Genomic DNA, 11733 nt, shown 5'->3' with positions numbered 1-11733 from the left:
ATGCGGACCCTCGACGTGGTGCCCCGGGGGCGCCGACGGCTGGCCCTGTCAGTGCTGCTCGCCAGCCTGGCCAGCGGGGCGTCGGTGGCCCTGATGGCGGTTTCGGCCTGGCTCTTGAGCCGGGCCGCCGAGCACCCGCCGGTGCTCTACCTGGAGGCTGCGGCCGTCGGGGTGCGCTTCTTCGGCATCCTGCGGGGCGTCGCCCGGTATGCGGAACGACTGGTGGGCCACGACCTGGCGCTGCGGATGCAGGGAGCCCTGCGCCTGCACGCCTACGACCGGCTGAGCCGCACCACTCTTCTGGGCTCCCGGCAGGGAGACCTGCTCACCCGCCTGGTCGCCGATGTGGAGGCGGTGCAGGACGTCGTGGTGCGCGTGCTGGTGCCACTGTGCTCGGCGAGCATCGTGATGCTGGGGACCAGCATCGCCCTGGCCTTCTTCAGCCCCGGCTCCGCCGCCGTGCTGCTGGCAAGCGCCCTGGCGGCGGGGATCCTGCTGCCGTGGCTGGCTCAGCGCCTGAGCCGGACGGCGGATGCGCGAGCGGTGGCGGCGCGGGCGGAGCTGGCCGTCGCAATGCACGAGCTCGCCCGCAATGCCCCGGACCTGGTGGCCTATGGCCGGGGCCGCGCGAGGTTGGACCGGCAGGCGGCACTGCAGGACCGGTTGGAGACCGCCGATCGACGGGCCGCCTGGACGCGCGGCCTGGCGACCGCGGGCCAGGTGCTGGCCGCAGGCATTGCCGTCATCGCCGCCCTGTGGGTCGGCGGAAGGGCCGTGGCCGGCGGCATGCTCCTCGGCCGCAATCTTGCGGTGCTGGTGCTCACCCCGCTGGCCCTGCACGAGGTGCTGGCCACCTTCACGCAGGCCGCCCAGACGTGGACCCGGGCACGCACCAGCCTGGTCCGTGTCCAGTCACTGCTGGATGCCCCCAGCGTCGGGCGTGGTGACCGGCCGCCGGCCGAGGCCTGCGACGAGCCGGGCCTGGAGCTGTGCGGCGTGACGATCGGCTGGCCCGGCGGTCACGCGCTGGCCGAAGACCTCAACCTGGTGGTGCGCCGCGGGGACCGGGTGGCGATCACCGGGCCCTCCGGGGTGGGCAAGACCACCCTGGCCGCGACGGTGATGGGGCTCATCCCGCCGCTCTCCGGACGGGTCATCACCCGGGGCCAGGTGGGCTTCCTGGCTCAGGACGCCCACATCTTCGCGACGAGCGTCGCGGAGAATGTGCGGATCGGCAACCGGGATGCCGACGAGGCTCGGGTGGCGGCCGCACTGGCCGCGGCAGGGCTGGACCTGCCCGCCGACCGCATCGTCGGGGAACAGGGCGCCACGCTCAGCGGTGGGGAGGTCCGGAGGCTTGCCCTGGCCCGATTGCTGGCGGGTGATCCGGGCACGCCCCAGACGGCCCAGGTCTTCGTTCTGGATGAACCCACTGAACACCTCGACGCGGAGACGGCCGAGACCCTGATGGAAGACCTGTGGAGAGTCTGTGGGGACTCCCCCGTCATCGTGGTGACGCACGATCCCGAAGTCGTGGCGCAGTGCAGCCGAGTGGTGCAGATGGCGCCGTCAAGGGCCGGATCCACCGCCCGTCGGTGACTCCCCCCTCACACCCCCAACAGGAACACCGGGGGGTGAGGCTCGCCCGCATTCAGGGGTGACACACCGGGTGACATGGTCCCGACGGAAGGCTAGCCTGATGAGACATCCGTTCCGGGACCGTCGGCCGGAAGGAGCGACAGGCCCGCAGGGGAGGACATCGGATGGGGCAGCAGGAGGACAACCGCTACACCCCCGGGCATGGGCTGGGGACACCTCCGCGGCTCGTGCGCTCCCTCGACAGGCTGCTGCGTGGCCGCGTCGCCGTGATCTCCGCTCCCGCAGGGCACGGAAAGAGCACCCTGGTCGAGGCCTGGCTCTCCACCCACCCGGAATTCAGTTCCCACTGGGTACGCGACAGCACTGACCTAGACGAGGCCGTCGCCGGGCACGAAGAAGGACACGACCTGCTGGTCCTGGTGCTGGCCCACGGCGAGCTGATTGCGGACCAGGCCCTCGTCGCCCATGCCCTGGATCTGGCGGAACGCGACGCGCGGCTGCGGATGGTCTTCACCGGCCGCTCGCGCCCGGAGGCCCCGCTGGGGACTTTGGCCGCCCGAGGGCTGCTGGTTGACCTTGACGCCAACCAGCTGGCCTGGACCCGCGACGAGGTGCGCAGGGCCCTGCTGGAGAACAACCCGAACCTCCCGGACGAGGCGCTGGACCAGATCATGGCCGGCATGCGGGGCTGGCCCGCGATCGTGACGATGCTCGCCGCGGAGGAACTGACCTGGTCCCACACGTCGAAGATGACCCGGCTGGCCGACAGCTACATTGCCGACGAGGTGCTCGCCGGCCTGTCGTCGGCCGATGTCGACCTGCTGCAGGAACTCGCGGCGCTGCCCTCCCTTGCCCCCTTGGCCGCCGCCTGGATGACCGGGCGCGGCGATGCCGCCGCCCAGCTGAGCCGGCTGCAGGCCCACGGCGTGCCCATCACCTGGGACGACGCCAACACCATTCAGCTCAACCCGATGCTGCGCGGCTACCTGATCCGTGAACTGGCGCGCAACCGGCCCGATCGTCATGCGGAGCTGAGCCAGCGCGCCGCCCTGTGGTTGCGCAACCGTGGCCAACAGCTGGAGGCGATCGATCTCGCCATGACGGTGGGGCTGGCGGACCTGGCCTGGATGCTGGCCGCCGAGTTCATCACCGTCCACCTGAACCGTCCGGAACTGATGCACGCCCTGCCGCAGCTCGTCGAGCTGCTGCCACCCGGCTGGGAGCTGGACATGGTGCGCAGCATCTCCCGTGGGCTTGCCACACCCCAGACGATGATTGCCCAGATCGCGACGGTGGATCCGCACCAGATGATCGAACGCAACACCACGGGCCGGCTGGGCTACACGGCACTCGCGCTCGGCATGGTGCGCCGGGTGGGCTACCCCGACGAGTTCGACATCGGCCGCGCCCTGGAGATCGCCCGCGAAGCGGATTCGTCGGGAGTGCACGAGCTGGACCTGGCCCTGCTGTCCGTGGTGCGTACCGAGTACGGCCTGTGGCTGCTCCACCAGGGCCGGCTGTCCGAGGCACGCGAGGTCCTGATGTCCGCCCTGGGGATGGCGCGTGTGGTGAACGTGCCGTGGGCCATCGTGATCACCCTGTCCGCCCTGTCCCTCATCCACGCGGAGCACGGCGCCGTCTCCGACGCACACCGGCTGGCCGACGAGGCCATCCTCATCTCGTCGGACACCCTCTTCACCACCGATGGTCTGGACGAGTTCGCCCTGATGGCACTGGCCAGGACGGCCATCGACACCGGAGACCTGGCCGCGGCACGACGCTGGCTGGACCAGCTCAACCAGCACGAGGACCACTTGGCGGAGAACGACGCCTTCCGTACCCACACCAACGCCAACCTGTTGATGGCGCTTGGCGATCCAGCCGGCGCCCGGCGCCTGGTGGACGCCTACCGTGACCAGCCGCGCCCCACCAGCACGGTGATGCACGATTCGCTGATTGCCCGCGCGGCCTTCGACGCGTCCCTGGCGATGGGTGATGTGGCGGCCGCACAGCAGGAGTTCGACCGGATGGAGGCCATGGACCTCCCCGAGGGCAAGTCCGGCCTCGTGGTGCTCCGGGCCCGTCTGGCCCTGACCAAGGGCGACTCCCGCACCGCCTACGGCCTGCTGGAACCGGTCGCGGAGCAGGGCGGTTCCGCCCTGGACAATGCTCGCCACACGCTCCACGCGCTGATGATATTCGGGGTGGCCGCCGACGACATGCATCGCGGGGACGAGGCGCTGCAGGCCTTCCAGCGGGCCGGGGTGCTGGCCGACCGCCTGGGGGTGAACACCCCCAATGCACGGCACACCCGGATGGCCGTCGCCAGCCGCAAGGAGGTGCCGCTGACCGAGGCGGAGCGCCATGTACTGGCCAACCTGGACTCATCCCAGACCCTCGGCGAGACCGCCGAGGAGCTGTTCATCAGCCTCAACACCCTCAAGACCCATCTGCGCCGGATCTACAAGAAATTGGGAGTGGCCAATCGCGACGAGGCGATCGACCGGGCCCGGGTGATGGGCCTGCGTTCCTGACCGCGGGAACCCCTAGGCTTGCGCGGTGTCAACCCGCCGAAAGACCTTCGACGCCACCGCCGTGGTGGCGTTGTCGGTGCTGACATCGGCCTCCGCGCATCTGGAGGCGGGCGGGGCACTGCCGGACCTTCCCGGCTGCTCGGCCCTGCTGCTGATGATGGCCCTGCTGTGGCTCTGCTCGAACCGTCTTGCGCCCCGCCGCGGTGGCACCTTCATCTCCCTGTGCTTGGGCCAGCTGGCCGGACACCTCGGCTACCAGGCCGGCACTCTGGGGCCCCCGGACGTTGTGGTCTCACCCGGGGCCGTCTCGACCATCCCGCATGGCATGAACCGCCTCGCCGAGACCATGGACCACTCCACGATGCACGCCGGCATGGCAGGTCACGCCGGCATGGCGGGGATGGACCACGGCACCGCCGGCCCGCTGGCGATGCCACCCGCGATGCTGGTCAACCACGTCGCCGCGGCCGCGATCTCCGCGCTGCTCCTGCTGGTACTCGGCCACTTGGTCACACAGCTCGGTGCGTGGCTGCACCGGCTGCAGCCCGTCAGGCTCACCCCATTGATGGTCACACCCGCCTTCCGGCCGGCCGTCCATGTGGTGATGCGCCCCAGCCGGTGGGCCCTGCCTGCCCCGCCGCCCCGAAGCGGACCCCCCGTCCTGGTGTGAGAACCCCATTCCACGGATCGTGACCGATCCGTGGTTCGCGCGAGCCTGCCCGCGCGCCTCGTCGCATCCTGCCCCGTCGCGGGACGACGACCCCACACACCAGCCCTCACGGGATTTCAGGGAGTTCCACCATGGCCACCCTTGCCCCAATCAAGACCCCGACGCGTGCGCGCGACGAGCGCACCACATTCATCCAGCTGTTACGACGCATCCACTTCCATGCCGGCATCCTCGTCGGCCCCTTCCTGCTGGTCACCGCCATCACCGGCTTCCTCTACGCGCTGGCGCCGGCGGCCGAGCAGGTGATCCATGCCGACCAGATCCACGCCAGCTCCACGGCCCAGACCGTCGCCCTCGACCGACAGGTCGCCACGGCGCAGGAGCAGCACCCGGCCCTGCAGGTCAGCGGGGTCATCGTCGGCAAGCCCGGCGACACCACCCGGGTGATGTTCGACGACGCCACCCTGAAGTCATCCAGCTACCGTCGCGCCGTCTTCGTCGACCCCGGCACCGGTGCGGTGCGCGGCGACACCGTGCTCTACGGCAGCGGCCAGAGCTTCCCGGAGCGCGCCTGGCTCTCCGAGCTGCACCGTCGCCTGCTGCTGGGTGATGTGGGCCGGATCTATTCCGAACTGGCCGCCTCGTGGCTGGCCCCGATCACCCTCGTCGGGCTGATCCTGTGGTGGCGGGGACGCCGCAACCAGACCGCCGGCGGCAAAACCCTCAGCGCCGGCGGCAAAACCCTGAGCGCCCGCGGCAGGACACTGCGCAGTCACCGTCGGATCGGTGTGGTGGCTGGCGCCGTTGTTCGCCACCAGCCTGGCGGGCTTCCTGATCGTCGACGCCGCACTGCGCTCGGCGAAGAAGGAGACCGGCGAAGGGTCCTGCTGCAGCTGACGGTGGCCGGTTGCCCGGCCGGGGTGGGGCTTCCCGCGGGAGCCCCACCCCGGCCTACACTGGCGCCATGCTTGTTGCCTTCAGCGTTGCACCGTCCGGAACCGGCCCGAAGGGCGGGGACAATCCTGAGGCGAGCGTCCACGACGCCGTCGCCGCGGCCGTCAGGATCGTGCGTGAGTCCGGCCTGCCGAACCGCACCGACTCCATGTTCACCACCATCGAGGGCGACTGGGACGAGTGCATGGACGTCATCAAGCGCGCCACCGAGGCGGTCGGCGAGTACGGCTCCCGCGTAGCGCTGGTGCTGAAGGCGGATGTCCGGCCGGGCCACACCGGCGAGATGACCGGAAAGTTGGAGCGGCTGGAGGCGGCGCTCGACGCGCAGGCGTGACCCCTCGACAGGCGCGGGGATCGTTGAGCGACACGCTCGGGGACCGCTGCATGACTTAGGCAACCCTTAACAATCGTCTCTTTCCACGGCGTGGTTACTATCGGCTGTAGTGGACGCAACCCGGTCGCGTCCGACGTGGAAGGGACGCAGCATGACCCAGCCAGTACAGGGCTCGCAGGGCGAGCAGGAACTCGCCCCGGCCAACCAGGTTCCCGCCCCGGCGCGGGACATCACCCAACTACCAGACCTCGCCAGTGCCGCAGGGCGCGTCGGTCCCGTGCGGACCCGGATGCCCGTCTACCTGGACATGCTCCCGCCGTGCAATGCCGGTTGCCCGGCCGGCGAGAACATCCAGGAGTGGCTCCGCCTGATCAAGCATGGTCAGGAGGAGGCGGCGTGGCGTCAGCTCACCCGCGACAATCCCTTCCCGGCGATCCACGGTCGCGTCTGCTACCACCCGTGCGAGAACGTCTGCAATCGCGTGGAGCTCGACGGCTCGGTCAGCATCCACTCGGTGGAGCGCTTCCTGGGTGACACGGCCATCGAGAAGGGCTGGTCCTTCGAGAAGCCCCGCAACAACACCGGTTTCAAGGTGCTGGTCATCGGCGCCGGCCCGTCGGGCCTGAGCGCCGCCTACCACCTCACCCGTCTGGGCCACCAGGTGGAGATCCGCGACTCCGGGGACAAGCCCGGCGGCATGATGCGCTGGGGCATCCCGGAGTACCGCCTGCCCCGCAATGTGCTGGACGCGGAGGTGAAGCGTCTGGTGGACATGGGTGTCACCATCACCCTCAACCACACCGTCGAGGACCTCGAGAAGGAGCGTTCCGAGGGTGGCTTCGACGCGGTCTTCGTCGCCGTCGGCGCCCACCTGTCCAAGCGCGTGGACATCCCCAACCAGGACGCCTCCCGCATGGTGGACGCGGTCAGCTTCCTGCGTGACGTCGCCTCCGGCGAGCGTCCGGTGCTGGGCCGCAAGGTCGCGGTCTACGGCGCCGGCAACACCGCCATGGACGCGGCCCGCGTCGCCCGCCGACTGGGCGCCGAGGAGTCGGTGATCGTCTACCGACGCACCCAGGAGCAGATGCCCGCACACGAGGAGGAGGCCAGCGAGGCCGAGCGTGAGGGCGTCAAGATGAACTGGCTGCGCACCATCAGCTCGATGGACGAGGAGGACCTCACCGTCGAGATCATGGAGCTCGACGAGAACGGCAAGGCCCGTGGCACCGGCAAGTTCGAGAAGCTGGAGGCCGACACGGTCATCCTGGCGATCGGTCAGGATGCCGACACCCGCTTCCTGCACAACATTCCCGGCATGCGCTTCAACGGCGACGTGGTCAACGTGGACATCGAGACCCTGATGACCGACGTTCCCGGCATCTTCGCCGGCGGCGACGCGGTGCCCAGTGACCGCACCGTCACGATCGGGGTCGGCCACGGCAAGAAGGCCGCCAAGCAGATCGACCGCTGGCTCAACCAGTACATCGGCGAGCCCAAGGTCAAGCACCCGGTCGTCGGCTTCGACGACCTGCACCTGTGGTACTTCGGGGCCGATCACACCCGTCGGGAACAGCCCGAGCTGGCCGACGACGACCGCCACAGCTTCGACGAGGTGGTCGGTGGACTGAGCGCCGACCAGGCCGTCTTCGAGGCCAAGCGGTGCCTGAGCTGCGGCAACTGCTTCGAGTGTGACGGCTGCCTGGGCGCCTGCCCCGAGGATGCCGTGATCAAGCTCGGTACCGGCCACCGCTACCGCTTCGACTACTCCAAGTGCACCGGCTGTGCGAGCTGTTACGACCAGTGCCCCGTGCATGCCATCGAGATGATTCCGGAGAACTGATGACCGAGAAGCAGAAGTCCTACAAGCTGTTTCCCCAGGAGCCGGTGCGCGACCAGCGGTCCGGCACCTACGGAGCCTTCGTCCCGCCGATGCCGGAGAGCGTCACCGCGCCCTACGGCCAGCCCGGCGGACACGATCAGTCACCCGTCGAGCCCGGTGAGCGGCTGATCGTCGACGGCAACGAGGCCGCGGTCGACGTCGCCTACCGGCTCAACGAGCTGTGCAGCATCTACCCCATCACCCCCAGCTCGACGATGGCCGAACTGGCCGACGAGTGGGCCAGCCACGGCCGGACAAATATCTTCGGCCAGGTGCCCACCGTCGTCGAGATGCAGTCCGAGGGTGGCGCGGCCGGCGCCATGCACGGTGCGCTGCAGGGCGGTGCCATGTGCACCACCTTCACCGCCTCGCAGGGCCTGCTGCTGATGATCCCGAACATGTACAAGATTGCCGGCGAGCTGACCAGCACGGTCTTCCACGTCGCCGCGCGTTCCCTTGCCACGCAGGGACTGAGCATCTTCGGAGACCACCAGGACGTGATGGCCGTTCGCCAGACCGGCGTCGCGATGCTCAGCTCCGCGAGCGTGCAGGAAGCGCACGACATGGCGCTGATCAGCCAGGTGGCCACCATGCACACCCGGCTGCCCTTCGTGCACTTCTTCGACGGCTTCCGCACCAGCCACGAGCTGAACACCCTGGAGCGGTTGTCCGACGAGGTGCTGCGCGCCATGGTGCCGGATTCCCTGGTGCGGGAGCACCGGGCCCGCGCACTGAGCCCCGCCAACCCCTTCATCCGTGGCACCGCGCAGAACCCGGACACCCACTTCCAGTCCCGCGAGACGGCCAACCCCTTCTACACCTGGGCGCCGTCGGTGGTGCAGAAGGTGATGGACAACTTCGCCGCCCTGACGCACCGCCAGTACAACCTGGTGGACTACTACGGCGATCCCCACGCTGAGCGCGTGGTGGTGGTGATGGGTTCCGGCGCCGAGACGGTGCGCGAGACCATCGACTACCTGGCCAAGCAGGGCCAGAAGGTCGGCATGCTGCAGATCCGTCTGTACCGCCCCTTCCCCACCGAGCAGCTGCTGGCCGCCATCCCCACCAGTGCGCGTCGCATTGCAGTGCTGGACCGCACCAAGGAACCGGGCGCCGGCGGCGAGCCGCTCTTCCTGGACGTCATGACCGCGCTGGGCGAGGCCGTCAGCCGTGGCCAGCGCGAGACGATGCCCGTCGTGATCGGTGGCCGCTACGGCATCTCGTCGAAGGAGTTCACGCCCGGGATGGTCGTCGGCATCTTCGACGAGCTGGCACTGGAGCAGCCCCGTCCACGCTTCACCGTCGGCATCAATGACGACGTGACGCACCTGAGCCTGCCCTATGACGCAGACCTGGACATCGAGGACCCGGCCACTCTGCGTGCGGTCTTCTACGGCCTGGGTTCGGACGGCACGGTGGGCGCCAACAAGAACACCATCAAGATCCTCGGTTCGGATCCCGAGACCTTCGCGCAGGGCTACTTCGTCTACGACTCGAAGAAGTCCGGTTCGCGCACGGTCAGCCACCTGCGCTTCGGCCCGAACCCGATCAAGGCCCCGTACCTGGTGAGCAAGGCCGGCTTCATCGGCTGCCACCACTGGTCCATCCTCGAGCGCGTGGACGTGCTGGAGTTCGCCCGCAAGGGCACCACCCTGTTGATCAACTCGCCGTACCCGGTGGAGGAGGTCTGGGACAGGATGCCCGAGCCGTTGCAGGCCAAGATCATTGATCTTGGAATCAACGTGCACGTCGTGGACGCCAATGCGGTGGCCCGCGATGCCGGGCTGGGCGGCCGCACCAACACGGTGCTGCAGACCTGCTTCTTCGCGATCTCCGGGGTGCTGCCCCGCGAACTGGCCATCGAGAAGATCAAGAAGGCGATCACCAAGACCTACTCCAAGAAGTCGATGGAGATCGTCGCGAAGAACCACAAGGCGGTCGACGCGTCGGTGGCCCAGCTGCACAAGCTGGAGGTGCCCGGCAGCACCACCTCGGACCACGGCCTGCTGGCCCCGGTACCGGACTTCGCCCCCAAGTTCGTGCAGAAGGTGACCGCACCCATGCTGGCCGGCCGCGGCGACGACCTGCCGGTCTCCGCCCTGCCGATCGACGGTTCCTACCCGTCGGGCACCACCAAGTACGAGAAGCGCAACATCTCGGACCTGATCGCGGTATGGGACCCGGAGGCCTGCATCCAGTGCGGCAACTGTTCCTTCGTCTGCCCGCACGCCGTGCTGCGCGCCAAGTACTACGGCGCCGGCGAGCTGGAAGGGCACCCGGAGGGCTTCGAGACCGTCGAGCTGAACGCGGCGGGCCTGCCGGACACCCGCTACACCCTGCAGGTCTATGCCGAGGACTGCACCGGCTGCGGCCTGTGCGTCGAGGCGTGCCCGGTCAACCCGATCGGCCAGCCGCAGCGCAAGGCCATCAACCTGGCGCCGGTGCTGGACCGTACAGAGCAGAAGAAGAATGTCGACTTCTTTGAGACGCTCCCGCAGAACGACCGTTCGCGCGTCGACTTCGGGACGGTGCGTGGAACGCAGTTCCTGGAGCCGCTGTTCGAGTTCTCGGGTGCGTGCTCCGGCTGCGGCGAGACCCCCTACCTGAAGCTGCTCACCCAGCTCTTCGGTGACCGCACCAGTGTCGCGAACGCGACGGGTTGTTCGTCGATCTACGGCGGCAACCTGCCAACCACTCCTTGGGCGAAGAATGCGCAGGGCCGCGGCCCGGCCTGGTCCAACTCGCTCTTCGAGGACAATGCCGAGTTCGGTCTGGGTCTTCGCCTGGCAGCGGACTTCCACACCAACCTGGCCCGCACCCGCTTGGAGGAGCTGCGCGGAGAACTGGCCGATGACGAGCTCGTCGACGGGCTGCTGAACGCCCCGCAGAAGCAGGAGATTGATCTTGCTGCGCAGGCGGAGCGGCTGGGACGCCTGCAGGAGAAGCTGGCGACGATGAGCGGCCCCAAGGTTGCCGATCTGGCCAGCGTCGCGGACCACCTGCTGCGTCGCTCGGTGTGGATCGTCGGTGGCGACGGGTGGGCCTATGACATCGGCTCGGCCGGCGTGGACCACGTGCTCGCGTCGGGACGCAATGTCAACGTCCTGGTGCTGGACACCGAGGTGTACTCCAACACCGGCGGCCAGAGTTCCAAGTCCACCCCGATGGGTGCCGTCGCGAAGTTCGCGTCGGGTGGCAAGGTGACCAACAAGAAGGACATGGCCATGCAGGCCATCGCCTACGGCAATGTCTACGTCGCCCGCGTGGCGATGGGCGCGGACCCGCAGCAGACGCTGAAGGCCTTCCGTGAGGCGGAGGCCTATGACGGCCCGAGCCTGATCATCGCCTACAGCCACTGCATCGCCCACGGCATCGACATCCGCAAGGGGCTGGACCAGCAGTACAAAGCCGTGAACTCCGGCCACTGGCCACTGATGCGCTACAACCCGGTGGTCCGCAACGAGGGGGGCAACCCCTTCCTGCTGGACTCCCCGCGACCACGCATGAGCCTGAAGGAGTACCACGCCAACGAGCTGCGCTTCAAGATGCTCTTCAACGCAGATCCGGACGAGGCGCAACGCCTGCTGGAGCTGGCGCAGGAGCAGGTGGAACGTCGCTGGCTGGACTACGAACGGATGGCTACCCGCCATGCCTCCGAATTCGCTGCCGATGCACGAAAGGATGCCTGACCATGCCCGAGATGAGTGAAGCCCTGAAGGCCGCCGTGGCCTCGGCCGCCGCGAAGGCTGCCGCCGGATCCAAT

At 68.8% G+C, this 11733-nt stretch carries 5 protein-coding genes and 2 pseudogenes; all 7 read left to right on the top strand.

The window, feature by feature from the left end; genetic code table 11:
- Window positions 1-1599 carry a thiol reductant ABC exporter subunit CydC gene (gene cydC / locus EDD41_RS11775; protein WP_123577069.1) on the top strand — a complete coding sequence of 533 codons (1599 nt, stop codon included), beginning with the start codon at window positions 1-3 and terminating at the stop codon, window positions 1597-1599.
- A gap of 164 nt (window positions 1600-1763) precedes the next feature.
- A complete protein-coding gene (locus EDD41_RS11770; RefSeq protein ID WP_123576032.1) occupies window positions 1764-4133 on the top strand; it encodes a winged helix-turn-helix domain-containing protein in 2370 nt (789 codons plus the stop codon).
- A 25-nt stretch (window positions 4134-4158) separates the two neighbouring features.
- Window positions 4159-4803, top strand: coding sequence for a hypothetical protein (locus EDD41_RS11765; protein ID WP_123576031.1), 645 nt, complete (start codon window positions 4159-4161; stop codon window positions 4801-4803).
- A 131-nt stretch (window positions 4804-4934) separates the two neighbouring features.
- Window positions 4935-5594, top strand: a pseudogene (locus tag EDD41_RS17590) (PepSY-associated TM helix domain-containing protein); the annotation flags it as partial.
- A 173-nt stretch (window positions 5595-5767) separates the two neighbouring features.
- The gene (locus tag EDD41_RS11755) at window positions 5768-6091 is read left to right on the top strand and encodes a thiamine-binding protein (RefSeq protein ID WP_094765057.1); all 324 of its coding nucleotides are present in this window, start codon (window positions 5768-5770) and stop codon (window positions 6089-6091) included.
- 229 nt (window positions 6092-6320) lie between these two features.
- Window positions 6321-8091, top strand: a pseudogene (locus EDD41_RS11750) (NAD(P)-binding protein).
- Entirely contained in the window at window positions 8021-11659 is a 3639-nt protein-coding gene (gene nifJ / locus EDD41_RS11745; protein ID WP_123577067.1) for a pyruvate:ferredoxin (flavodoxin) oxidoreductase, read from the top strand. Before EDD41_RS11750 ends, nifJ begins: the two are co-directional and overlap by 71 nt.
- The last annotated feature ends 74 nt before the right edge of the window (window positions 11660-11733 follow it).

The organism is Luteococcus japonicus, from assembly GCF_003752415.1.
GTDB classification, from domain to species: domain Bacteria; phylum Actinomycetota; class Actinomycetes; order Propionibacteriales; family Propionibacteriaceae; genus Luteococcus; species Luteococcus japonicus.
Note: the sequence above shows the minus strand (reverse complement) of the source record. Positions and strands in the feature narration are given on the sequence as shown.

Bases quoted from the DNA above. Each gene is read 5' to 3' on its own strand.
- cydC (WP_123577069.1), top strand. From the start codon at position 1: ATGCGGACCCTCGACGTGGTGCCCCGGGGGCGCCGACGGCTGGCCCTG.
- EDD41_RS11770 (WP_123576032.1), top strand. From the start codon at position 1,764: ATGGGGCAGCAGGAGGACAACCGCTACACCCCCGGGCATGGGCTGGGG.
- EDD41_RS11755 (WP_094765057.1), top strand. From the start codon at position 5,768: ATGCTTGTTGCCTTCAGCGTTGCACCGTCCGGAACCGGCCCGAAGGGC.
- nifJ (WP_123577067.1), top strand. From the start codon at position 8,021: ATGCCGGAGAGCGTCACCGCGCCCTACGGCCAGCCCGGCGGACACGAT.